Annotated in this window: 21 protein-coding genes; 13 read left to right on the top strand and 8 right to left on the bottom strand. The window is 58.7% G+C overall.

The window, feature by feature from the left end:
• Positions 1–11: 11 nt before the first annotated feature.
• Together K5X80_RS13065 and K5X80_RS13070 are read right to left on the bottom strand one after the other, a co-directional pair.
• Positions 12–830, bottom strand: coding sequence for an SDR family oxidoreductase (locus K5X80_RS13065; RefSeq protein WP_222558158.1), 819 nt, complete (start codon positions 828–830; stop codon positions 12–14).
• A complete protein-coding gene (locus K5X80_RS13070; RefSeq protein WP_222558159.1) occupies positions 827–1,609 on the bottom strand; it encodes an SDR family NAD(P)-dependent oxidoreductase in 783 nt (260 codons plus the stop codon). The genes K5X80_RS13065 and K5X80_RS13070 overlap by 4 nt, the downstream gene beginning before the upstream one ends.
• Positions 1,610–1,757: 148 nt before the next feature.
• On the opposite strand from K5X80_RS13070, the gene K5X80_RS13075 reads away from it, so the two are divergent.
• Positions 1,758–2,294 carry a VOC family protein gene (locus tag K5X80_RS13075; protein WP_222558160.1) on the top strand — a complete coding sequence of 179 codons (537 nt, stop codon included), beginning with the start codon at positions 1,758–1,760 and terminating at the stop codon, positions 2,292–2,294.
• A gap of 57 nt (positions 2,295–2,351) precedes the next feature.
• On the opposite strand, the gene K5X80_RS13080 is transcribed toward K5X80_RS13075, so the two are convergent.
• Positions 2,352–2,765: a nuclear transport factor 2 family protein gene (locus K5X80_RS13080; protein ID WP_222558161.1), complete on the bottom strand. Its 414-nt coding sequence runs from the start codon at positions 2,763–2,765 to the stop codon at positions 2,352–2,354.
• A gap of 108 nt (positions 2,766–2,873) precedes the next feature.
• Here K5X80_RS13080 and K5X80_RS13085 point away from each other — a divergent pair, with 108 nt between their 5' ends.
• The 9 genes from K5X80_RS13085 (at position 2,874) to K5X80_RS13125 (ending at position 12,697) form a co-directional block, all read left to right on the top strand.
• Positions 2,874–3,881 carry an NADP-dependent oxidoreductase gene (locus tag K5X80_RS13085; protein WP_222558162.1) on the top strand — a complete coding sequence of 336 codons (1,008 nt, stop codon included), beginning with the start codon at positions 2,874–2,876 and terminating at the stop codon, positions 3,879–3,881.
• Between the two features lie 469 nt (positions 3,882–4,350).
• The gene (locus tag K5X80_RS13090; RefSeq protein WP_222558163.1) at positions 4,351–4,953 is read left to right on the top strand and encodes a TetR family transcriptional regulator; all 603 of its coding nucleotides are present in this window, start codon (positions 4,351–4,353) and stop codon (positions 4,951–4,953) included.
• 118 nt (positions 4,954–5,071) lie between these two features.
• Positions 5,072–7,507, top strand: a complete 2,436-nt coding sequence (locus K5X80_RS13095; protein WP_222558164.1) for a TonB-dependent receptor — start codon at positions 5,072–5,074, stop codon at positions 7,505–7,507.
• A 69-nt stretch (positions 7,508–7,576) separates the two neighbouring features.
• Positions 7,577–8,101, top strand: a complete 525-nt coding sequence (locus tag K5X80_RS13100) for a nuclear transport factor 2 family protein (RefSeq protein ID WP_222558165.1) — start codon at positions 7,577–7,579, stop codon at positions 8,099–8,101.
• A gap of 17 nt (positions 8,102–8,118) precedes the next feature.
• Positions 8,119–8,880, top strand: coding sequence for an SDR family oxidoreductase (locus K5X80_RS13105; protein ID WP_222558166.1), 762 nt, complete (start codon positions 8,119–8,121; stop codon positions 8,878–8,880).
• Positions 8,881–8,960: 80 nt separating this feature from the next.
• Positions 8,961–10,595: a GMC family oxidoreductase gene (locus tag K5X80_RS13110; protein WP_222558167.1), complete on the top strand. Its 1,635-nt coding sequence runs from the start codon at positions 8,961–8,963 to the stop codon at positions 10,593–10,595.
• A 61-nt stretch (positions 10,596–10,656) separates the two neighbouring features.
• A complete protein-coding gene (locus K5X80_RS13115) occupies positions 10,657–11,055 on the top strand; it encodes a hypothetical protein (RefSeq protein WP_222558168.1) in 399 nt (132 codons plus the stop codon).
• Positions 11,052–12,137: an alpha/beta fold hydrolase gene (locus K5X80_RS13120; protein WP_222558169.1), complete on the top strand. Its 1,086-nt coding sequence runs from the start codon at positions 11,052–11,054 to the stop codon at positions 12,135–12,137. Before K5X80_RS13115 ends, K5X80_RS13120 begins: the two co-directional genes overlap by 4 nt.
• 8 nt (positions 12,138–12,145) lie before the next feature.
• Positions 12,146–12,697, top strand: coding sequence for a GNAT family N-acetyltransferase (locus K5X80_RS13125; protein WP_502778660.1), 552 nt, complete (start codon positions 12,146–12,148; stop codon positions 12,695–12,697).
• Between the two features lie 23 nt (positions 12,698–12,720).
• Here K5X80_RS13125 and K5X80_RS13130 read toward each other — a convergent pair whose 3' ends face one another.
• Together K5X80_RS13130 and K5X80_RS13135 are read right to left on the bottom strand one after the other, a co-directional pair.
• Positions 12,721–13,428 carry a lipase family alpha/beta hydrolase gene (locus tag K5X80_RS13130; RefSeq protein ID WP_222558171.1) on the bottom strand — a complete coding sequence of 236 codons (708 nt, stop codon included), beginning with the start codon at positions 13,426–13,428 and terminating at the stop codon, positions 12,721–12,723.
• Positions 13,429–13,776: 348 nt separating this feature from the next.
• The gene (locus K5X80_RS13135; RefSeq protein WP_222558172.1) at positions 13,777–16,014 is read right to left on the bottom strand and encodes a TonB-dependent receptor; all 2,238 of its coding nucleotides are present in this window, start codon (positions 16,012–16,014) and stop codon (positions 13,777–13,779) included.
• A gap of 165 nt (positions 16,015–16,179) precedes the next feature.
• Here K5X80_RS13135 and K5X80_RS13140 point away from each other — a divergent pair, with 165 nt between their 5' ends.
• On the top strand, positions 16,180–17,361 hold the full coding sequence (locus tag K5X80_RS13140) for a TetR/AcrR family transcriptional regulator (RefSeq protein WP_222558173.1): 1,182 nt from the start codon (positions 16,180–16,182) through the stop codon (positions 17,359–17,361).
• Between the two features lie 181 nt (positions 17,362–17,542).
• On the opposite strand, the gene K5X80_RS13145 is transcribed toward K5X80_RS13140, so the two are convergent.
• Positions 17,543–17,899: a hypothetical protein gene (locus K5X80_RS13145; RefSeq protein WP_222558174.1), complete on the bottom strand. Its 357-nt coding sequence runs from the start codon at positions 17,897–17,899 to the stop codon at positions 17,543–17,545.
• Between the two features lie 921 nt (positions 17,900–18,820).
• On the opposite strand from K5X80_RS13145, the gene K5X80_RS13150 reads away from it, so the two are divergent.
• Positions 18,821–19,699, top strand: a complete 879-nt coding sequence (locus K5X80_RS13150) for an OmpA family protein (protein ID WP_222558175.1) — start codon at positions 18,821–18,823, stop codon at positions 19,697–19,699.
• Between the two features lie 367 nt (positions 19,700–20,066).
• Complete coding sequence (locus K5X80_RS13155) at positions 20,067–20,813, top strand: hypothetical protein (protein ID WP_222558176.1); 747 nt, start codon at positions 20,067–20,069, stop codon at positions 20,811–20,813.
• A gap of 71 nt (positions 20,814–20,884) precedes the next feature.
• Here K5X80_RS13155 and K5X80_RS13160 read toward each other — a convergent pair whose 3' ends face one another.
• Entirely contained in the window at positions 20,885–22,312 is a 1,428-nt protein-coding gene (locus K5X80_RS13160; protein WP_222558177.1) for a UdgX family uracil-DNA binding protein, read from the bottom strand.
• Entirely contained in the window at positions 22,309–23,559 is a 1,251-nt protein-coding gene (locus K5X80_RS13165) for a putative DNA modification/repair radical SAM protein (RefSeq protein WP_222558178.1), read from the bottom strand. The genes K5X80_RS13160 and K5X80_RS13165 overlap by 4 nt, the downstream gene beginning before the upstream one ends.
• Positions 23,560–23,883: the final 324 nt, after the last annotated feature.

The following is a 23,883-nucleotide window of genomic DNA, read 5'->3' on the forward strand; positions in this document are numbered from 1 at the left end:
TGCCATGTCCTTTATTGTGCGGTCCAGCCGCCATCGATCACGAGTTCGGCCCCCGTCATGTACGAGCTGTCCTCACTGGCGAGGAAGAACACACCGCTCGCCAGTTCCGCCGGATCGGCAAGGCGGCCCACCGGCGTCTGCGCGGCCATCATATCGACCAGGTCCTGGGGCCTGGCGGCGAAACCCTTGTCCACCCAGCGCTGGAAACCTTCATTCAGCAGCGGCGTGGTAACGAACCCGGGATGCAGGGAATTGGCGCGGATCGGCATCTTCTTCTGCGCGAATTCGATGGCGATCCCCTTGGTGAACATGCGCACTGCGCCCTTGCTGGCGTTGTAGGGCGATACTTCGTTGAATCCGACCAGCCCCATGATCGACGAGACATTGATGATCGATGCCCCGCCTTTCACCTCCCTGCCGCTCTCCGCCAGCAAGGGTACGAAAGTCTTCACCCCCAGAAACACGCCATCGACGTTGATCGCCATAATCCGCCGCCAGGCTTCGAGATCGATCGTCTCGACCGCGCCGGTCTGATCCGTTCCGGCATTGTTGACGAGGATGTGGAGCTTGCCATGGCGTTGGATCACCACTTCGCAAGCCCGCTGCCAGTCTTCTTCGCGGGTGACATTGGCCTGCACATATGTTGCCGCCTGTCCCAGTTGCGCCATGACCATGCGGGCATGATCGCTGTCGGACGCATCGAGATCCGACAGGATCACTTCGGCGCCTTCGGCCAGGAAGCGTTCGACACAGGCAAGGCCGATACCGCGCAGGCCGCCCGAGACGAATGCTACTCTGCCTTGCAGTCTTTGCGAGCCCAGATCGCTCATACTCCCATCATCCCTGCTGTGGTGGCGCCATCGATCACATATTCGCTGCCCGAAACGAATGCCGCCTCGTCCGACGCCAGCCAGGCGACCAGGCCGGCGATTTCCTCCACTCTCGCCATGCGGCGCAGGGGGGACATATTCTCATAAGCCGCACGAGCGGCGGGCGGATCACCCGATTTGTCGATCAGGTCGGTAATCAGCGCCGTTTCGACCACACCGGGCAGGATCGCATTGGTCCGGATCGCGTAGCCCTGATTGCCGCAATGCACGGCAGCCGATTTGACCAGCGCGATCACGGCCGCTTTCGATACCGAATAGGCCACGAAATTACCCATCGCCCGGTGCGCATTCATCGATGAATTGACGATGATCGAGCCTGTGGGCCCTTCAGGATTCTGTTTCATGGCGCGGATCGCGTGCTGGACTGTCAGCATCACGCCCGTCTGATTGACGGCGATGACATTGTTCCAGCCATCGATATCGATGCTCTCCAAACTACCATCGCCGTGTTCGGTCCCGGCGTTGGCGAAAGCGATATCGAACCGGCCATGATCGGCCCGGATACGCTCCATGAGATCGGGCCATGCTGCGGCATCCTGGACGCGCAACGCTTCGAACCGTGCACCGGTTTCGGCGCAGAGACTCGCGGCCGCCGCTTCGTTCGATCCGGTAAACACGACCTGCGCTCCATCGGCGACCAGGCGGCGCACAGTGCCTGCGCCGATACCGGATGTGCCGCCGGTCACCAGCGCGACTTTCCCTTCAAGCCGTTTGCCCACGGCATTCTCCCATATTGTTACGCTACATGGTTTGGCCGATATTTCATGGCTCGCAACCTATGCTTTCGGCAAGGTGACGGCACGGCTGCGCAAGGCCACAGATTAGGGACTATAGATTGAATCCAATCCGCGCGGGAGAATCGCACACATGATCCAACCTGGCCCGATCAAGGCGCTCGGCGATGTTATTCAGATCGCTTATCTGCCCGAAGATTTCGATGCAGCAGTGAAATACTGGACCGAGACGATGGGGGTTGGCCCGTTCTTCCTGATGGAAAATATTCGTCTGGGCGAAATGCGCTATCGCGGGCAGCCCTCCGATGCGGCCTTTTCCATCGCCATCGGATATTGGGGCGATATCCAGATCGAGCTGATCCGCGCGGAAAACGATGCGCCTTCGATCTATACCGGCGAATATGCGGTTACGGACCGGATGCATCACATCTGCATTTTCGTTGACTCCATCGCCGATGCCCGGGCGGCCTGCGCACGGATCGGGGCGGAAATCCTGGTCGAAGGCAAAGTCGGCGATACGGGCGAAGTGATTTATGTCGATGCCGGTGGCGGTCCGGGCCATGTGGTCGAACTGCTGCAACCGGCAGCCGGTTCCGATGGGCTGTTCGCCATGATGAAGGAAGCCGCCCGCGATTGGGACGGGGCCGATCCGTTGCGCGTCCTGGCCTGATCCTGTGCAAGAGGCGAAAGGCCGGGATGAGCATAATGCTCCCCGGCCCCGGACAATTCAGGCGGTCTGGCGCGCCTTGGCTTCGGCTGCGGCGGCAAACTTGCTCGCATCGAAATAGTACGGCTTGATTTCGCAACACTTGCCGTCGCGAAACCGAAACAGTTCAAGCAATTCGGCAGGTTCCAATGCAGGATCGGCGAACCGCATCGACAGGATGGTGATCGCATAATCGCCACCGGTGGTGGTCAACACCCGATCGAGACCGGCGACATCGACTTTGCCCATGACGGTCAGGAACAAATCCTTGAGTGCATTCCTGCCCCGATAGACACCGGCCATCGGCAGGTTGTCTGCCTCGGTCACGAAGAAATCGTCTGTCAACATGCCAGCAGCCTTGTCCCAATCCCCGGCCCCGGTTGCGGCATAGAGATCATCGACAAACCGGACCATTTCTTCGGGCGTCATCGCCATTGCTGAATACTCCTCTCGTTTATGCGAAAGTGGCATCAAAACAGCGCGCGTGGAAAGCTGGCGATATGGCTAGCCCCATTTTCCTCAAACCCGGCATAAAAAGGCACCATGGAAACCATTCGCCAAATCCTGCTCGTTCGCCGCCCCCAAGGGGTGCCCGTCCCCGAAGACTTTGCCCTGGCCGAAGCACCGATGCCGGTGCCGGGCGATGGGGAAATGCTGGTGAAGATGCGGGTCGGTTCGCTCGATGCGGCCATCCGCGGCTTTCTTGACGACCGCCCCAGCTACTTGCCGCCGGTTGCGTTGGGCGCACCGATCAACGGCATGTCGCTGGGTGAAATCGTTGCCTCGCGCAATGCCGACTGGCCGGTTGGCACCCTGGTACGCACCATGGCCACATGGTCGGATCATTATGTCATCGATGGCAATGCGCTGGGGTTGGAAGCCGTCCACCCGCAGCCCGGCAACGATCTCCATCACTATATGGGCGCCCTTGGGCCCGTCGGGCTGACCGCATGGGTCGGCCTGTTCGCCGTGGGTGAGGCCAAGCCCGGCGAAACCGTAGTCGTAAGCGCGGCCGCAGGCGCAACCGGTTCCACTGTCGGACAGATCGCCAAGGCGCGGGGGTGCAAAGTGATCGGCCTCGTCGGTTCCGCGCAAAAGGCGCAGACCATTCTCGATCTCGGCTTCGACGCGGCCATCGATTATCGCGCTACGCCCGATATCGCGGCGGAGATCGCGAAGATCGTGCCCGATGGCGTGGACGTCTATTATGACAACGTTGGCGGTGAGACACTGGAGGCGATCCTGCCACTCATGCGCTTGCACGGCCGCATCGCGGTGTGCGGAATGATCGGGCAATACAATGATGCCGATCATCCTCATGGCGTCAAAACTCTCTGGCAACTCGTGGTGAATCGCATCCGGATGCAGGGCTTTATCACGTACGATTATCCGCAGGTGCTGGATCAGGCGCAGCGCGAACTGGATGCATGGGCCGCCGATGGCATCCTGCGTCCGCTCGCCAATGTTCGGCAGGGGTTCGAGAAACTGCCCCAGGCCTTCATCGATCTGATGTCCGGCCGGACTATCGGCAAGACGCTGGTGCTGATCTGACCGTGCATTTCCCGGCGCGGTAAACCGGAAACCCACCCATAAAAAATCCCGGCCGATATAAATCGGCCGGGGCAGGGAGAGAGTCACTTAACCGGTCCAGCCAAGTATTCGATCAATCTATCCTGATAACAGAATCGCAAAACTATTGTTTCTGTCAGTCTGCGATGGGTTGTGGGTCAGTTTGAAATCTGACCCCGCTTTTTATACGAGCCGCGTTTTGCGGGCTTTGCTTCGGCCTGCTCGACCAGCATCGCAATGTCAGCGATCTCCCGAAGGTGCTCGACCGCCAATCGAATCCTGCCGTTGCAAATCGACAGCCTCATTCCGGGCTCAAGTGGAACGGTTGATCCTGCGGCCTCAGTCCCTTTACAAATCCGATATGATTGAACCCGATGCCACTCAACCTCCCGGTCCGCTCGTACGGCCATTGACCCCACGCCAGCAAGAACGCCGAACCCGCATTCTGCGAGTGACCAACGCTCTGCTGGCCCAGCACGGGTATGACGCGGTTTCCATGCGGGCAATTGCCGCAGCGGCCGGCGTTGCCGAACGCACGCTGTTCAACATCTACATCAACAAGGACACGCTGATCGCGACCTGCGCCCGCGAACGGACCGAAGACGTGATCAACGAAGCGTGGGTGAAGGCCGCCGATCCGGGTATCGGCTTCTTCCTTTCTTTGTCCGAAACCTTGTCACGGCGCACTCTGGAACAGCCCGATGTCGCCCGTGCCCTGGCCCCGGTCCTGATCCAGCATGCGGATATCGTCGGGCTTCATCATGTCTATCGCCGCTATGTCGGCCGGGCGCTGGATGAACTGGCGCGACAAGGCCTGCTGGAGGAAGACGATATCGATACGCTGACCGGGCTGATCGGGCAGCGAATGGTCAGCGCCGTCACCTTGTGGTCCGGACACGGCATGATTGACGATACGCTGGAAACGCAGATGCGGCTGGCGGTCTGCCAGGTGCTGCTACCGCACGCGCACGGCAATTTGCGCGACTGGTCGCATCAGGAAGCCAGACGGTGTGTTCGTCGGCTGGCACAGGCGGCAATCTCGCCCCTCGCCTAGCACAAATTGCAGTGCACTGCACTTTTATAGCGCTATAGCCTTTCTCCAGACCCGCGATGGGTTCCGGAGGGCAGAAACCGAGAACAGGCCCACTCCGGCATGGGGAAAGGAAGCTTGTATGTCTTTGTCGGCAGGACACGCCGTGCGCGTCGCACTTCTCGCCACGGTCTTCACTTCAGGCTTTGCGATCACACCAGCCTTTGCACAAGATGCCGCAGGCAGCGAACAGGCGCAGCAGGGCGGGATCAGCGATATCGTCGTCACTGCCCGCCGACGCGAAGAAAGCGCACAAACCGTACCGGTTTCGGTGACTGCCATCAGCGCCGAACAGATTCAGCGCTACGACATGACCAGTCTTGAAAAAATCGCGACCCAGACACCCCAGTTCACCATCGGCCGCGCATCCAACGGATCGGGCGCCCAACTCACGCTGCGCGGCATCGGATCCTCCTCCACCTCGATCGGGATCGAACAATCCGTGGCCGTGGTGGTAGATGGCGTTTATTACGGCCAAGGCCGTGTCATCAACGAAGGCTTCCTCGATCTCGAAGGGGTCGAAGTGCTCAAGGGGCCGCAATCGCTGTTCTTCGGCAAGAATGCGACGGCGGGCGTTATCTCATTACGCACCGCGAATCCCACCGCCACACCCGAATTCAAGGCCCAGCTCGGCTATGAATTTGCGGGCAAGGAGCTGGTTGGGGAATTTGTCGGCTCTGGCCCGCTGACCGACACTCTTGGTCTGCGCGTGGCATTGCGCGCATCGAACATGACCGGCAGTTATTTCAAGAACCGGGGGATCGACAAAACCTATTCCACTTACGACATCGCCACCGGCGTCACGACCAATCATTTTGCCCCCGCATATGGTGGCGATAACCCAGGAACGAAGGAATTTCTTGGCCGCGTAACGCTGGCTTACGATCCCGGCGATCGCTTCAAATTCACGCTGAAAGCCAATGCTTCGGCTTCCGACGCCGATAACAACAGTTGGAACTACGGCTTGTTCAACTGCGCAGGCGACAACTACGCGCTGAATGCCGCCATCCCGTGCCAGCGCAAATTCAATATCTACCAGAATTACTTCCCCGAGGATCTGGCAGGCACCAATCCTTTCTCCAAGAAAAGCGGCGCGCTGTATAACAAGTATCGCAGTTGGGCGATCACCGGAACGGCAGAGTATGCCTTCGATGACGTCAGTCTCACCTGGGTGACGAACTACAATCGTAACACCAACCGCTGGGCCTGCGATTGCACGTTCGTTTCGTCCGATCTCGCCGCGGCCCCATCGACCGAAAAATCGATCTATCATGCGTTCTCGACCGAACTGCGCGCGCAGACCAGCTTCGATGGCCCGCTGAACCTGCTGGTCGGCGGCTATTATCAGAAGACCAAGCGCAATCATTTCCAGTCCGGCGCATTCGGCAATATCGAAGATTCGACCGCACCGGCCGATTTCCGGTATCTCGGGTATTTCAAGCGGTCGGAAACCGATGGGGAAACACTCTCCGCTTATGGCCAGGTGAGCTGGACCATTCTGCCCAAACTCGAGGCGACCGGCGGCGTCCGCTATATTCATGAAACCAAGGACAGTTATCTCGTCCAGCCCTATGTGAACGGCGCGCTTCAGGCATTGTTCGTCCAAGACAAGACGATTTATGGCGATCAGACTTTCAACGACTGGTCACCGGAATTCACGCTGACCTGGACCCCGAATGAGCAGATCACCGTCTATGGCGCCTACAAGACGGCCTACAAGTCCGGCGGTTTCTCCAACTCCGGCTTTGTCAGCATAGGAACGATCCCCAGCGATGTCGCCTTCGCCCCGGAAAAGGCGCGCGGGTTCGAAGCTGGCATCAAGACGATGCTGGCGGATCGGCAGTTGCGGCTGAATCTTGGCGTTTACAGCTACAAATACGTCAATCTCCAGGTGGACTTCTTCAATTCACAAACGTTCGCCTTTATCACCACCAACGCCGGTTCGGCCCGTACCAAAGGTGTGGAACTCGAATTCGAATTCGCCCCCCGCGCCGTTCCCGGCCTCAACCTTCACGGCACGGCCAATTACAATCGCGCACGCTATCTCAACTACATCGCCCCCTGCTATGGCGGGCAATCGATCGCACAAGGGTGCGATATCCTGTTCCAGGGCGCCCCCGGGCAGGACCTGAGCGGCGCGCCCACGGCAGTGGCTCCGAAATGGACCGCATCGCTGGGCGTTTCGTATGAAACAGAGGTCAGCGACGGCACCGCGCTCGGCTTCTCGCTCGATAGCCGATACTCCGATTCCTACCTCGCTTCGGGCTTCGCGCATCCTCTGTCGAAACAGCCCGCCTATCTCACTCTCGACGGTTCCATCCGGGTCAAGTTCCAGGACGCGCGTTACGAACTGGCGCTGATCGGCAAGAATCTCACCAACCGTTACATAGTTGGCGGCGCAGTGGATGCCCCCAACACCGGCGCGGGCACGGGAACCAATAACGCAATCATGGCCGATCAAGTCGGTTTCGTGTCTCTCCCACGCACTGTCCAGCTTCAGGCAACAGTGCGCTTCTGAAGCCTGCGGCCGGCGGGACAATCCTCCCGCTGGCCGCATTTTTTCGGATCAAGCGACAAGGAAGCAGCGATGACCGATCTCGCCACATTGATTGCCAAGGATGAAATTCGCGATCTGTGCGCACGCTACATGCGCGGGCAGGACCGGCTGGATCATGCCTTGCAGCTTGCCACGTTCTGGCCGGACGCCACCACCGATTACGGCATCTTCAAGGGCAGCGGGCCGGCCTTCGTCGATTTCGCGCAGGAACTGCTCGCCACACACAGCGCCAATCAGCATCTGATCGGCCAACACCTCATCACTTTCGACAGCGACACGCCCGATCGCGCTTATGGCGAAGTCTATTACTATGCCTTTCATCGCATCGTCGAAGAAAGCGGCCCTACCGATATGGTGATCTCAGGGCGTTACCTTGATCGATATGAGCGCCGCGGCGGGGAATGGCGCTTCGCCCACCGCACTGAGCTGGTCGATTGGGTGCGCAAGGAAGCAGCCGCCGACAGCATTCTCGCCACCGATCTCGCGGCCTGTCTTCTTGGCCGCCACGACACGCAGGACCGGTCTTATGACCGTGCCTGGCTCGCCACCGCTTGACCGGAGTATTGCTTGCCGTGACCCAATCTGTCTCCAAAACCATGATCGTCACTGGCGCGGCTTCCGCAGGGGGGCTCGGTTTCGCCACGGCCCGCCTGCTCGCACAGGAAGGGCATACGGTTTACCTTACCGATCTGGATGGCGATGCTGCCGCAGCCAGAGCAGAAGAACTGCGTGCATCAGGCTTCACCGCCACGGGGCTGGCGCAGGATGTCACAGATGAAGCGGGGTGGCGCGCCCTCGTCGCACGTGTCACCACCGAAACCAGCCGCATTGACGGGCTCGTCAACAACGCCGGCATCGCGGTTCTCCGGTGGATGGCCGATCTCGATCCGGCGAGCTGGGACCGCCAGATCGACGTCAATCTGAAGAGCGTCTATCTCGGCTGCCGCGCTGTTCTTCCGATCATGGAAGCGCAAGGTTCCGGTGCAATCGTCAATCTTTCATCCATTGCGGGGCTGGTTGGCATCCCGGGTGCATCCGCCTACGCCGCGAGCAAAGGGGGCGTACGCCTCTATTCCAAATCGATTGCACTGGAAGTCGCGGCCAAGGGAATTCGCGTCAATTCCGTGCATCCGGGGGTGATCTGGACCGATATGCAAAAGGTCGCGATCGAGGATAACCCGGCACAGTATGATGCGATCAACGCCAGTATTCCGATGAAGCGGATGGGCGAGCCGGACGATATCGGCAACATGATCGCCTTCCTGCTTTCGGATCGCGCCAAGTACGTGACCGGCGGCGAGTTCGTTGTCGATGGGGGCCTTACCGCGCAGTAAACCGACCTCTTCCATCCCTGTTTTTTAAGACAGGCGCGCAATCGCACCGGGCTGATACCTCTCTGCGTGGTGAGGATGAAATGAAAGAGACCTGGGATTATATCATCGTCGGCGCAGGCTCAGCCGGCTGCGTCATGGCGGAGCGGCTCAGCGCCGATGGCAAGTCCACCGTTCTGGTGCTGGAAGCCGGAGGAGAGAACGACAGCTTCTGGGTCACTCTCCCCAAAGGCGTCGCCAAACTGGTCCAGAAACCCGAGCATATGTGGATGTACCCGGTCGCCCAGCCGCGTGAGGAAGGCGGGCCGCAGAATGAAGTCTGGATTCGCGGCAAGGGTCTTGGCGGTTCGTCCTCCATCAACGGAATGATCTGGAGCCGGGGTGAACTGGCCGACTATGACGCCTGGGAAAGCGAAGCGGGCGCCGTGGGCTGGAACGGTAAAACGATGACGGCAGCCTTCCTTGAACTGGAAGATCATGCCGCAGGCCCCTCATCACTGCGTGGCGCTGGCGGCCGGGTCCATGTCGATCCCGCGTGTTACACCTATCCCCTTGCCGACCGCATGATCGAGGCAGGGGAAGCCATCGGCCTCAGGCATGTAGACGATCTGAACGGCAGCACCGGCCCGCGCGTCGGCCTGTTCAGCCACAATATCCGCAAGGGGAAACGCGAATCCGCCTCGCGCACCTATCTCGCCGCCGCCCGCAAGCGTCCGAATGTGGCGGTCGTTACTCACGCCATGGCCGATCGCATCGTGTTCGACGGCACGCGTGCCGTAGCGGTCGAAGCGACAGTGAATGGCCAGCCACGCCGTTTTCCATGTTCCGGTGAAATCATTATTTCGGCAGGCGCCATGGAAAGCCCGCTGTTGCTGCAACGCTCTGGCATTGGCGATGCACAGCGCTTGCAGGCTGCCGGCATTCCGGTCGTGGTCCACTCGCCCGATGTTGGCGAACGTATGATCGAACATCTCTCGATTTCCATCCCCTATCGCCTGACAAAGGGGAGCGGCACGAACAAGAGCTTCTTTGGCATCGGCGCGGCCATGGCGATGCTGCGCTATCTCGTCCGGCACGATGGGATCATGGCCACAGGGCCATTCGAAGTCGGCGCCTTCCTGAATGTTACCCATCCCGACGGCAGAACGGACGCCCAGCTTTATCTCGGCGGCTATACGTTCAAGATCGAAGACAATAACCCGGTTCCTCTCGACAAGATCGATCCAAGGCCGGGCATTACCATCTACGGACAGCTCCTGCGCCTCACCAGCGAGAGTTCGATCCGTGCAACGGGGCCCTCGCCGGCCTCTTTACCGGACATCCGGCACAATTTTCTTTCCACCGAACATGACCGCGCATCTGCCATAGCGCTGATCCGCGCCATGCGTGCGTTCATCGCAGCCCCACCGCTGGGTGACATGGTAGGGCCCGAAGTCGTCCCCGGCACACAAGTTGAGAGCGATGAAGATATTCTCACCGCATTCCGCAAACTTTCGACGTGTGGGCTCCACGCAATCCGGTCCTGCCGCATGGGCGGCGATCCCGATGCCGTGGTCGATCCGCGCCTTCGCGTAAACGGTGTTCAGGGCTTGCGGATCGCGGATTGTTCCGTGATCCCCTGGCATGTCACCGGCAATACCAATGCCCCTGCCATGGCCATCGGGTTGCGCGGTGCGGACCTTATCCTCCAAGACAGGAACAAGTCCGGCCAAGCTTAAGGCCTATCGGTCAGATTCTACGCTTACCTACTGATACTATTGCTAGGTTGCCATCGACAGGATGCTGGCCGACGAAGAGTATCGAAGAGGTAGCCCCATGTCGAAGCAAAGCGAATTCGATCCGGTAGCCACATGGCAGAACATGATTTCCCAATGGGAACGGCAACTCAATGAATTGTCGGCCAAAATCAGTTCCAACGAAGTATTCGCCGGCTCCATGAATCAAGCCACCAAGCTGTCCATGACGACACGCAAGAGCATGGAGAACAATCTCAACCGCCTCGTGCAATCGATGCAGTTCGCGACCCAAACGCAGATGAGCGAGGCACTCGATCGGCTGGACCATATCGAACAGAAGCTCGACGCTATCGCTGCGGCACTTCCTTCGAATACCGCGTCATCCAAGCCCTCTCCAGCCCCTCCACGGCGCACACGCAAGCCTGCCGGGCCTGCCGCTTGACAGGCCAGCCGGATACGGGCGCAACCGCCTCCATCGGCGATCGGGTACGCCGCGAAGCAGAGCGCGCAATCCAGCGCAATCTCAAGGGTCTGGAGTTTCTCACCGCACCGCGCCAATCGGTCGGCGCAATGGCAAGCGATCTGCTGATCCGTCGCGGCACGATGGCTTTCTACCGCTATCGCCCCGTTGCCGAAGAAGTTTACCGCGTGCCTCTGCTGATGGTCACGCCCCCCAGTAACAAAGGTTACATCTTTGATCTGGCGAACGGGCAGAGCTTCTTCGAATTCATGCTTCATCGCGGCTACGACATTTATCTGCTGGACTGGATGCCGCCACGGGCCGACGAGGCCGAACTGGGTATCGAACACTATGTGCTCGATTTCATTGCCCAATGCGCAGAGCATATCGCGGACGAAACGGGTGAACGCGAACTGACGATCAGCGGTTATTGCATGGGGGGCACTCTTGCCGTGCTCTATGCCGCGCTGGCCGGGGCAGGCCGTATCGCCAACCTACTTTGCTTCACCACACCGATCGATTTTCACCACATGCACCTGTTTCGCGCCTGGGCTGACAAAGCGCATTTCGATGTCGATCAACTCGTTGACGCACTGGGCATCATTCCCCCTGAACTGATGCTGGGGGCATTCGATCTGATGCGTCCGGCTAATCGAACCGCAGGGATGATGCATCTCTGGGCGAACATGTGGAACGATGACTTCGTCAAATCCTATCGAATGTTCGACCGCTGGGGCGCCGAAACGCTGCCTATGCCCGGACGGTATTTCCGCCAGATCATCAAACAGTTGCTTTGGGACAATGCCCTGCTGGAAGGGCGAATGCAGGTCGGTGGGCGGCATGTGGATCTTAGTGCCATCACGGCCCCCATCCTCAGCATCGTTGCCGAACATGATCACGTGGTCGCACGCGAAGCGGCCGCGCCCCTTCTGAACATGACTGGATCCCAGGATTGCGAGGAAATTCTGAGCAAAGGCGGCCATGTGAGCGTGGTCGCCGGCGCCAGTGCGGTGCGGCGCCTGTGGCCTTCGATCGACGAATGGCTCGGCAAAAGGTCGGTATAGGGATGACTATGGTGACGACGAACGATCAGGCTTTCGAAGCGCGGGCCATGACTGCGGACGATGTCCCCGCGATCCTCGCTTTCGCTGCCCGGCTGCCTGTAACCGACTTGCTGTTCCTGCAACGTGATATCCGTGTCGAAAAAGTTGTGACAGCTTGGGCCAAACAGAACGAGCGCGGACTGATACGCAGCCTGCTGGCGTTTTCCGATGGCCAGCTCATCGGATGTGCCGCCGTCGTTCGCGATGCCTTGAGCTGGTCTCCACATGTCGCGGAAATTCGCATTCTGGTGGCGCCTGAAAGCCGCCGTGGCGGCATAGGCAGGCGGCTTGCGCAGGAAGCTTTCGCACTGGCGCTAACCGACAACACCGAAAAGCTGATCGTGAGCATTGTACCCGAACAAAGGGGGGCCATCGCATTGTTCGAGGAGATGGGCTTCTCTGCGGAAGCATTGCTGCGCGATCATGTCCGCGATGCGGATGGTGTGAAACACGATATTGCGATTCTGAGCATCGACCTTCTACGCCAAGGCAGCCAGCGCTTGGCATACGGGTTGGGCTAAGGTCACGTCAGCAAGGTATCTCGCTATCCCTCTGAGTGCCTTTCGGGATAAAGGAACGCAAGGGCCCGAGGACGAACGAAACGACGCCATGCGTTTTCGGGCTGAGCCAGACGGTCGGCCACGAGGTGCAAAACCGCAGGATTCACGACAAGCCCAAAATGGCTGGAGACCACTTCAATATTCTCGCTGATTGCGTTTTCCTCGCCGATGCAGTTCTGCCAGGCGGCAATCCCATCAGTGCGGCTGAAAACGGCGGTGGACGGCATGGGAAGCGTTTGACGGCCATTCGCGAAACGCTCTCTGGTAGCGGGTGAATCGATGATATTCCCGCTGAGATACTCATAGAGGCCGCGAATGGCATTGGCGCTGGGATCGCCTGCGAAAGGACTGCCCAGCGTAATGACATTACGCACTTTCCCCGGCATGCGGCGCGCGGCCTCACGCGCAATCACCCCGCCAAGACTCCACCCTACGAGACTCACTTTACGGCCGCTTTCCTTCCATAGCGCTGCGATACGCCGAACGATTATCTCGCCTTGCTCGCCAACGGTCTTGTGATCGAGATTCCAGCCGAGATCCCAACTGCGTGCATCGTACCCTCGCTGCGCGAGAAACATGCGCAGCAACCCGGTGGAGTGATCGTTGGTCGCAAATCCGGGCAGGACAAGCACGCTGTGTCCATCACCACGAGGTGCTAATGCCAGAACCGGCGCGAGCGTAAACAGCGCCAACGCCTCGAACCCGGCCCGGCACGGCTCAGCCGCCGTTAGCAACCGATGAGGCGGTTGGGTTGGCTGCATGGTCCCGGAAGGCATTTCGCAGTCTCCCCCACCCACCGAAAAATCACTGCTCATAGGCAGGAAATACGTGAGAATGAGGAGTGGCACACTCCAAAATACCGCGACCTATTATAAACATCAGGCCCGGAAACCGGGTTATCGGGCATTTTCCGCTCCTCGCTCGATAGATTTTCTCCATTCTGCAGCGGTGGAAGAAGCCAGCCCGACACTCCGGCATCACGCCTCGCAGACCAGCGAGTGAAAACGCCAGCAGGTAATGCTAGCGTTTTCAAGCCGACCTCAAAAGCTGATCTTCGCCTCAAGCCCGTAAGTACGCGGCTCGTTCATGTATGCTGTCACCACATTCGCGAGTCCCGTTCCGCCGAGAGCCAACTGGAAGACTTCCCATTCCCTATTGGTCAGGTTCTTCCCCCACAACGAAAATGCCAGCTTGGCGCCACCATTGCCGATATCGATATCCCCCAGTGTCACCCGCCCGTTGAGTGTGAAATAAGACCCGGTTTTCGGCGATGACAGGCCCCCGGTATAGTAGCTACCGGAATAGATCGCATTCAGATGAGTGGCCAGCGTCGCCCCGTCGAACGGCGAAAACTCGTAATCGATCGCGGCAGAAGCCGAATGCTTGGGGGTATTACCGACCCCGGACAATTCCAGTTTTTGGCTGAACGGATTCAGGATTTCCACCGGCTTCCAATCAGTGAACGAATAGCTTCCTGTCAGTGTCAGACCGGGGGCGACACGCGCGGTAAGGTCCACTTCGAGACCCTTGATCGTGCTCGATCCCGGGGTGTTCATCGTGTCGATATTCGATGGATTCTCGGGGTTGAGGAAATCCTCCTGCCTGTCGCTGTAACGAATATGGTAAGCTGCCACGTTGAACCGTACGCGCCGGTCGAACAGTTCCGTCTTGGCGCCGATTTCCCAGGTTGATACTTCTTCTTCAGCAAAGGAACGGAACGTCGCTGAGCGGGCATTCGCACCGCCGGCACGATAGGCTGTGCCCCAACGTACGTAGGTGTTGACCGTATCAGTCCAGTCAAAAGCCACGGTAAAGGCCGGGTCCAGCCGCTTCGACTCAAACTTGAAAGGCACATCGATGACCGCGCCGCGGCGCCGGGTCAGCGCGCCCCATTTGCGGTCGTGCGTCCAGCGCAGGCCAGCCGTAAGATGGAGCCGTTCGTCGAGAACGGGCGGGGTGTAGGTCGCCTGCCCGAAAATGGCTTTCGATCGGGTATGTATCTCGCTCGCCCGCTCGGGATAGGTCGGGCCACCCAGTTCCACCGGCAGCAGGGTATACCCCGTGCCATCGCCGTTGAAGCGAGCGGTATAGGGCGAGAAGGAAACGTCATCCCCGTCCTCTTCGAAATAGAAACCGCCGAGAACGAATTTCAGGTGATCGAAGGTCCCCAGAACCTGCAATTCCTGGCTGAACTGATCCTGATGCACATCAGAATAGCTCATTCGCGCAAAGACTTCGTTAGGACGATAGCGCTGCAGCAGCCCGCCGCTGTTGTCGAACATTTCCTGCGACAGCTTGCGGTAGGCCGAAATCGAACGCAGCGTCAGATTGTCGGAGACATCCCAGCTTGCCTGCAGGCTGTGGCCGGACACTTTGCCAAGGCTAGGCTCCATCGGCACACCCGCCCGCCCTTTACGCACGCGCTTGTCTTCGACCGAAAAGATCGGCGGCAGCGCCGGTGCGTTTGGCAGGAGCTGGCTAATTTGCGCATAGCCCGTAGTCGATGCATCGCGTGACGTATCGTAGGAATAGAGAAATTCCAGATTGGGGGCGGGTTGCCACAACACGCTGACGCGGGCGCCCCGACGGTCAATGGCCGACCAGTCGGAAGCGCCTTCCAGCGAGTTCTTCACCCAACCGTCACGCTTGTTCCACACACCGTCCACTTTGATGCTGAAACCGGCGAATTCGGGCAGATTGAGATGTGCCTTGACGTTTCGCCCGTTAAAATTGCGAATACCCGCTGTCAGATCGAGACCGAGCTTGCCGGTTGGCCGCTTGGATACCATGCTGACCGCGCCGCCCACGGCGTTGCGCCCGAACAAGGTGCCTTGTGGCCCACGCAGAATCTCCATCCGTTCGAGATCGAGCATTTCCGCGCCGAGACCCTGCGCACGCCCGATGTAGACACCATCCAGATAGACGCCAACGGTAGGATCGCGGCTGATCTGGGTGACATCCCCGGGGCTGATGCCTCGCATCGTGACAATCAAAGACGATGGGCGTCCGCTTGTTCCGGCGGTGCGAACCGAAGGAACGGCCCCGCTGCCCAGATCGGTCAGACTGCTGATCCCCCGCTTTTCCATATCTTCCGTGCCGAGCACGGCAATGGAAATCGGCGTGCCCTGCAAGGATTCCTCGCGCTTCTGGGCCGTCACCACGATTTCATCAAGCCGTGTCGATGATGCGCCACTCGCTTCCTGAGCCAATGCCACAGCGGGTAGCGTCAGGCTGCTCCCGGCAAGCAAACCCAATCCCCATGATACACGACCACGCATCCCCTGCTCTCCCCATTTTATCGACCATGGATTGCCCGTTGGCCATAATTGCACAACCGATCAAATCGATATTCTTATAAATATTTGATAATGTTCTATTCACCGATTCACCGCATAGTTATCTTGTACAATCGTTCAATCTTGCGTCAAGCAGGGCTTTTGGGCATGGATGCGCGCATGGTGGCCGCTCGGAAAACTTCGGCGCAAAGGATGCTCGAAATCGCTCGCGATATCGGTCTGCGCGATGGAATCGATGCGATCGGCGTGCGCTCGGTGGCGAGAGAAGCCGATATCGGTCCTTCTCTGGTCAGCTACCATTACAAGGGTCAGGACAAGCTGCTTGCCGCGCTGCATGAACAGATGATGCAGGACCATTATACGGACCTGTCCCGCCACCTAGCCAAAGCCGCGGCCCTGCCCCGCCATATACGCACGCCTGGAAGCTTCCTGACCGCTATGGTCAACCATCTCGCCCACAAGATGCGGCCACAGACACTGCTTCTCCTCGAACTGCGCATGCATGCGGCACTGACCGAAGAGCAGGTCGATACGGCTGCAGCACAACAATTCTGGCAGGATTTCGGCGCGGCTTTCGACTTGCCGGATACGTTGGTCTGGCCATGGGCGATGATGGCCGATGCTATCCTGTGGTACGCGATACTCGATGACGATCCGTTGATCAGTCAGACATGGGTCGTGCGGGTGTTTCAGCGCTTTACAGCCAAGCTTGCGGGACTTCCCGATCAGACGACCGAGGATGCCCTCTTCGATGAGGATCGGGACGAGGCAGAAGAGAAGGAAGCCGCATCCCAAAAGCGCCGACCACGCTCTCAGGAAGTCACAGAAGCAGCCATTCGCCTGGTTTCGCGAGGAGAAAAGATATCCCATCGCACGCTTGCGAAAGAGGCCGGAATTCCACTTGCTTCAATTGCCTACTCCCTGGGCAGCAAGAGGGATATCCTCGCCGATACGTACAAGACGATTTACGATCTGATGATCGGTGATATTACCGCTAAAGGCAGCTGGCCGGTATTTTCGATAAGCGCCGATGGGAAAGTCGCCCCGATCCCCGCCTTGTTCGGCAAACTAATCCTCCACACTGCGCGGGAGGACAGCAACGACTTTCTTTCGAGCCGCCTCAGGGACACAAGAGGCCTTTCTTCTCTCAAGGCCCTGCATAGGCGAGGTGTTCAAGCCGATCGATTGGACGCGCTGATCTGGTCCCTTTGCCACAACCCCTATTCACCGACGATATTCGGTCTGCCCGTTACCGAACGGGCAGACCATTTCAATGTCCGCCTAGCGGATTTGTTTCAAAGGTTATTCAACCGGCATGAGGGGGTTTAATGGAATGTCCGCAAATCCTGCTTTCCGGAAGATCGATATTGCAAACCGTCACCACGCTGAACACCTTCAACCACGCAGCCTGTGATACTGTTTACCCGCTGTTCTATATCGAATTACGGGCACCACTCCATTGCCTGATTAGTCTCTTGCATTCATCGTTAAACGCAGCAGCCCCAATCGTTCATATGAAACCGGAAGCGGGAAAGCGGTAGCCCGACGTTATCGCCACGAATATCCAGACAAGCCCCCCGCCTAGCCACAGGATCGCGAGATAAGAGATGGCTCGCAGGACACGTCCCTGCCGTGCCCGCATCAGCCTGCCATCCAGATAACCCGCAACCGGAAAGCAGACTGCCCAAAGCATGCCCGCCCAGATGATCGAAGGCCAAAACAGGTCCGTCCCTTCCCAATCGTTGATGTCGCCAAACAACGGATAATGGATTGGATAAGTGAGGTAATAGAGCACAAAGCCCAGGACCCCCATGCTGAGCAAACCAAGGGCCGCAACAACCGCACCGGCGATGATGGAACCTTTCATACGACCTCCGTTGGCTTCGCCCTGTCGAAGCACAAAATCCAGTTCAGCATGCTTGCAGGGGATCGCGCTCTGCGGAAAACTTGATCGAGACCGTCGGTACAAGCGCGTTTCACACCCGCTCCCCAACGGCCTCAGGGGTAACAGCCTAATCCAGATGCACTGGGCCGGTGTAATCTAGCGTATTTCCTTCTTCCTCCGCCATGTCGTTCTCCCTTCGCATGCATAGAGCAATGACAGGCAGGTCCGTCGCATGTGTTACCACCCTTCCAAGCGCAGGACACCGCCCATAGCGGTAAGCTTCCCGCTCCGCACCAACCGGCGCGCTTCTCTCTGGCGATTGGTTGCAGTTCAGAACATGATCTCGTTTCCTGTTCAAGATCTGGACCGTAGGTATCGATCGATCCGGAGCGGAACGCTCTCTCCCCGGGGGTGCAGCACTACGACCTGACGGCTGACGGATCGCATGCCGCACCCTGGTCCGTTCGTATCGAAGGGGGCAGCACCAACAACCGGACACAGGATCATTGCATGAAGCCCGGTAAATGCGAATGTTCCAGATGGGGTGAGCAGTAGACTTCCAATCCGTTGGCAGACTCAGGCCTACCCTTTTTTAAAAGGACTGGCTGCCAATCGAGATATGCCTCCAAATTCTATTGCGGCAATTTCACCACCACATCGGTTCGCCGCACGCTGCACTCGAATTATCTGCACAACGAAGGGGGGCGTTGGGGCTGTTCATCTGCGCGAAAGGTTGGTCTGAACACGGCAGGAAACCGATGTTCAGGCACTGCACAATGCCGCACATCATGAAACGAGGTGGAGGGGGTTCTGACAGCCAGATACGCCATCACGGAAGCAGCGGTCGGACGAGAATCTGCGATGCACGCAGGCCCGACCGGTCGAGTTTGAAGGAGTAGCGCAATGAGTATCATTTCCAAAAGCCCAAAAGTGTTCTTACTGCTTGCCATGCTTTCCGGGACAGCATCAGTCGGGCTGGCTCAGCAGCCACAGGACCCGGCCGAGACCGAGCTCACGGGAAGTGTGACCGACACGTCGCCGGCAATGTCCGAAATGGCTGAAGGGCCGGAGATCGAAGGTCTTATCACCGCCCGCAGCGGCGACAGGATGCAAGTCACGAGCGCTGACGGCACCAGCACGGTTATCGCCATCAATGATGCCACCAAGATCAAGTCCAGTGGCGGATTTTTGGGTCTCAGCCGCAACAAGCTGGCTATGGATTCACTGCTCAACGGCCTGCCGGTTACCGTCAAGACATTGCAATCGGGCAATGGCCTGATAGCGAGCCAGGTCGATCTCAAGAACAAGGATCTCAAGACCGCGTCGATGATCCGTAGCGGCACTGCGCAGGGCTTTGCTGAACAGACCGCAGCAACAGAAGCATTGCGCGGTCGCATGCGCGATATCGATCAGTACAACGTCAAAAGCACGACGAACGTGAATTTCGATACTGGCAAGGCAGCGCTGTCTGCTCAGGCGAAAAGCGATCTCTGCGCCACGGCAGCCGCAGCCGAGCAAATGGATAATGCCCTGTTGCTCGTGGTCGGATACACCGACTCTACAGGAAGCCCCGAGTTCAATCAGGTGCTCAGCGAAAAGCGGGCCGGTAACGTCGTCAATCATCTTCAGCAGGCTTGCGGGTGGAAACCTTATCGCATGCTTACCCCCACCGGAATGTCGGAAGCCGACCCGTTGGCGGACAACGAAACCGCCCAGGGTAAGGCACAGAACCGCCGTGTTGCGGTGAATGTCCTGGTCAGCAAGGGGCTCGACGGTCTGTGAGACGCGCGGGGTGGGCTTTGCCCACCCCGATTTCTTGGCCGGAACCGCCAGTTCGGCCGTGAGCAAAATCAAAATTGGCGGCATCGACGCAAGTATGAGATTGGCGGACCAATCCGGCTGCGCGCCGCTTATCTCCTTCTGCCCCTTTCCATATCGTGACCGACGAACACCGGATCGCCATTCCATTTCGAGCGGCGTGGAACACTTGTTGCCACCACAATAGCCCAAGGCAGCAAGCCAGGGTTCATTCTTTGGTCGGCAAGTGCCTGTTGATAGCCCCTTTGCACTCCGCCAGATTGCGCGAAGCAAATCGCGATTGACAGAAACGATACCATTGCCCCTATCGCCGCGCTCATTCACCAAACACTTGCGCGCACGCTTCCACAGGAAATGGGGACGCGAAGCTTTCGGCATCGTTTTTGCCCTCCTGCTGGAAGGCCTGCTTCTGCTGGCTCTACTCAGTCTGGGATGGCAGGTACCAAGCTTGGAAAAGCCTGTGGTCGCCCTATCAACTTTCACCGTAGATGCCGATCGGGCAGAGGATACATCGAACGCACCGGATACTTCTCCATCCTCCCGGGAAAAACCAACGCAGTCGAAACCTCAGCAAAGCCCACCTCACAATACGGTCCCCGCATCGCAAACCGCGCTCAGCACTCCTCCATCGCCTACCCCGGCATTGATTCCGCTCACTCGCGATCAAATGGTGGCCGCAGATATTTCCCGGCTGCCTGCAAAACCGGATATACCGACAAACGATGTTGCGATCGGCCCAGCAGACATTGGTCGGCCAAAAGACACTCCCCTGATGGGCGTACGCGGACCGCGTGGTGAAAAGCTCTATGCCGCCTCATGGTATCGCGAACCTTATGACGATGAACTGCGTGGGTATCTTTCCACCGCCCAAGGGCCCGGCTGGGGATTGATAGCTTGCAAGACAGTGGCCGATTTTCGGGTCGACGATTGCGCGATCATTGATGAGTATCCCAAGGGATCGAACATCGCCCGTTCGGTACTGGCCGCCTCATGGCAGTTTCGTGTACGTCCGCCGCGGCTCGGAGGGCGAGCGATGATCGGTGAATGGGTTGGCATTCGGATTGATTACAACAGATAACAGGCCAAGGTGCTGTCCGACGGCAATCTCTCGAAAGTGCATCCGATATTCGATACCAACCGGCAGACGCTTCAAACCAGGTAGCTGCGCGCGCGAGCAAGATCGGTGACGAATGCCTCGCGCTCCTCCGCCACACGTTTGCGATCGGGAAGCCGTAGCAGGTAAGAGGGATGGATCGTCGCGATCAGCTTCGTCCCCCCTTCCAGTTCATGCACGCCTCCGCGCATCGATTTGATGCTCGCACCCGTCCCTGTCACCGCGCGTAAAGCGCTTGCCCCGAGCGTCACGATGATGCGGGGTTTTATCAGAGCACGCTCTTTATCGAGCCACCAGCGACAGATATCGATTTCAGTCGCTGTCGGATTCTGGTGCAATCGCTTTTTCCCGCGCGGCTCAAACTTGAAATGCTTGACCGCATTGGTGAGGAACAGCCGCCGCCGTTCAAGCCCCGCTTCCTCAAGCGCCTCGCTCAGCACCTGCCCAGCCGGGCCGACAAATGGCCGGCCTTGTAAATCCTCCTGATCGCCGGGTTGCTCACCAACGAGCATGATCTGTGCACCCTCCGGGCCTTCGCCTGGTACGCTTTGGGTCGCATTGCAGTAAAGCGGGCAGCGCACGCAGCGGCGGATCTCGCGGGCGATCTCATCGAGCGTTCTGACATCGTGATCGAGGATCGGGTCTGCGGGCATACGCGTCCGCCATTTTTCGCTTCGTGGATTTGCCGAGGAAACAGCCGCCTCCCGCATACGCTCCACCCGCGCCCCGGCGCCTGCCAGCAATGGTGCGATATTCTGTGCTTCTGGCAGATTGCGCCAATATTTCTTCGGCATCTCGGCACGCATCGCGCTGATCTTCACCCGTGCTGGATTGAAAATCGCGCCATAATAGGTCCGCCACTGATCCTCGACGGCATCGTTTGTCGGGACCTCGTCCCTGGTACCACCGGGACCATAAGCAAGCTGCTCTTCGTGCCAGATCGCGCGCGCGTCGGGCGTGATGATCGCCCAATCCATCCCATAGAAGCGCCTGCGAAAGAAAGGTGCGGCCAGCTGTAATATGCGGTGCGATGGCTCGAACCACGCGGCGAACGCTTCCCGCCCTGCCTCTTCGCCAAGCCGGCGAAAGCGGACGAAGGCGTGCATCTTGTGCACATCGCGACGGGTCGCTTTGTCCGCCTTTCGCAGCCAGTCGACCTCAGGATCGGTAGTGCGGGTCAGCAATTGCCGGTCGTGCAGCGCACGCCAGACAAGCCGGTAGAGCCGCGCTGGCACTTCTGCATCCCTGTAGCAGATTACCCGCCCGGCCATTGCAATCAGGTCGCGCGGCAAGGATATGGTAGCCGTCGATTCGATCGCTGCACTGCTGCCGAACAGCGATGCGCCTTCCAGTCCGCTTCGCCAGCTTACATCTTCGGGCGCTACGCCTTCCACAAGCAGCCCGCGCGCAGCATGTCGCCACTCGGCGAAATCACCGGGCATCTGAAGCACGACTTCTCTCACAGCAAGAGCGCCAGTTGTTCCGGTCGCGGTGCGAAGCACGCACGCAAGTCCGCACTATCGGTCAGCTTGCCCGGCTGCCAGTCAAGCGTAACGATGAAGGGCAATAATTTTCTGACCGACGTGGTGAACTTCGCCAGATCGCCTAGTCTTAGCTTCCCCAGTCGCCGCACCGAGACAATCCGCTCGACTGCGCGCGTTCCCAGACCCGGCACGCGCAGCAGCAGTTCTCGCGGAGCGCGATTGATGTCGACCGGAAAAATCTCTCGCCGTTGCAAGGCCCAGGCAAGCTTGGGATCGATCACAAGGTCGAGCATTCCATCACTCCCCCCCTCCATGATCTCGGCGCGCTCGAAGCCATAAAAGCGTAACAGCCAGTCAGCCTGATAAAGCCGATGCTCACGCATCAGAGGCGGGCGCATCGGCGGCAGATCGCTACTCGCATCGGGAATCGGGCTGTAGGCGGAATAATAGATGCGGCGGAGCCGGTATCCCGAATAAAGGTTTGTCGCCGCTTCCAGTATGTCGTCGTCACGCGCGGCATCTGCCCCGACGATCATCTGCGTGGATTGCCCTGCTGGTGCGAAGCGCGGCGGCTTCGCCCTGCCGATCAGTCGATTCTTCGCAGAAGCGACCGCGTCTGCTTCACCCACGCGCACCAAGGCCATCGTCTTACGGATCGTTTCAGGCTTTTTCTCAGGGGCGAAGTTTTGCAGTCCCGCCACGGTCGGCAGTTCGACATTGGTGGAGAGGCGATCGGCATAAAGCCCCGCGAGCGCGATCAGTCCGGGGTCCGCTCCCGCGATTGTCTTCAGATGGATGTAACCTTGAAAGCGATGTTCCTCACGCAGGCTGCGTGCGATCTCAACCAGTTGCTCCATCGTGTAATCTTCGGAACGAATGATGCCTGATGAGAGGAACAGCCCTTCGATATAATTGCGCTTATAGAAATCAAGCGTGAGGCGAATGACCTCTTCTGGGCTGAAGCGTGCGCGCTCGACATTGCTCGACGCGCGATTGATGCAGAAACGGCAATCGTAGATACAAAAGTTGGTAAGCAATATTTTCAGCAGCGATATGCACCGCCCATCGGGCGCATAGCTGTGACAGATGCCCATGCCCTCAGTCGATCCGATGCCCTTCGTGCTCACCGAATTACGCTTGACCGTACCCGACGATGCGCAGGAGGCATCATATTTCGCGGCATCTGCAAGAATCGCAAGCTTTTGAAGAATCGTCTTTCCTGTCATTTCCCCTGCATAGCAGAAAGAACAAAAAAGGAACAAACTCAAATGATCCTTCAGCGCTCCTTGCAGAATTTATGCGGAAAACCGGGGCAATTGCCGTCCGTGGAAAATACTCTGCGTGCGATAAAAACGCTCTGCCCGCGCCGTGCCTTTGCTATCGGATCCTCCCACTCAGCCAGTACCGCCCTTTCCATCGACACGAAAAGGACGGTACTGGCTGAAGCGATCACGTGAAGCACACAATCCCACGACGGCTTCCGACAAAGAGTGAAAATGCCGGAACGGATGAGCAGCTTGCAGGGCTTGGGCATGACACCCTCGCCCCAC

This window comes from Caenibius sp. WL, from assembly GCF_019803445.1.
GTDB lineage: Bacteria > Pseudomonadota > Alphaproteobacteria > Sphingomonadales > Sphingomonadaceae > Caenibius.

Bases quoted from the DNA above. Each gene is read 5' to 3' on its own strand.
- K5X80_RS13065 (WP_222558158.1), bottom strand. From the start codon at position 830: ATGAGCGATCTGGGCTCGCAAAGACTGCAAGGCAGAGTAGCATTCGTC.
- K5X80_RS13075 (WP_222558160.1), top strand. From the start codon at position 1,758: ATGATCCAACCTGGCCCGATCAAGGCGCTCGGCGATGTTATTCAGATC.
- K5X80_RS13080 (WP_222558161.1), bottom strand. From the start codon at position 2,765: ATGGCGATGACGCCCGAAGAAATGGTCCGGTTTGTCGATGATCTCTAT.
- K5X80_RS13085 (WP_222558162.1), top strand. From the start codon at position 2,874: ATGGAAACCATTCGCCAAATCCTGCTCGTTCGCCGCCCCCAAGGGGTG.
- K5X80_RS13095 (WP_222558164.1), top strand. From the start codon at position 5,072: ATGTCTTTGTCGGCAGGACACGCCGTGCGCGTCGCACTTCTCGCCACG.
- K5X80_RS13100 (WP_222558165.1), top strand. From the start codon at position 7,577: ATGACCGATCTCGCCACATTGATTGCCAAGGATGAAATTCGCGATCTG.
- K5X80_RS13110 (WP_222558167.1), top strand. From the start codon at position 8,961: ATGAAAGAGACCTGGGATTATATCATCGTCGGCGCAGGCTCAGCCGGC.
- K5X80_RS13115 (WP_222558168.1), top strand. From the start codon at position 10,657: ATGCTGGCCGACGAAGAGTATCGAAGAGGTAGCCCCATGTCGAAGCAA.
- K5X80_RS13125 (WP_502778660.1), top strand. From the start codon at position 12,146: ATGGTGACGACGAACGATCAGGCTTTCGAAGCGCGGGCCATGACTGCG.
- K5X80_RS13135 (WP_222558172.1), bottom strand. From the start codon at position 16,014: ATGCGTGGTCGTGTATCATGGGGATTGGGTTTGCTTGCCGGGAGCAGC.
- K5X80_RS13140 (WP_222558173.1), top strand. From the start codon at position 16,180: ATGGATGCGCGCATGGTGGCCGCTCGGAAAACTTCGGCGCAAAGGATG.
- K5X80_RS13145 (WP_222558174.1), bottom strand. From the start codon at position 17,899: ATGAAAGGTTCCATCATCGCCGGTGCGGTTGTTGCGGCCCTTGGTTTG.
- K5X80_RS13150 (WP_222558175.1), top strand. From the start codon at position 18,821: ATGAGTATCATTTCCAAAAGCCCAAAAGTGTTCTTACTGCTTGCCATG.
- K5X80_RS13165 (WP_222558178.1), bottom strand. From the start codon at position 23,559: ATGACAGGAAAGACGATTCTTCAAAAGCTTGCGATTCTTGCAGATGCC.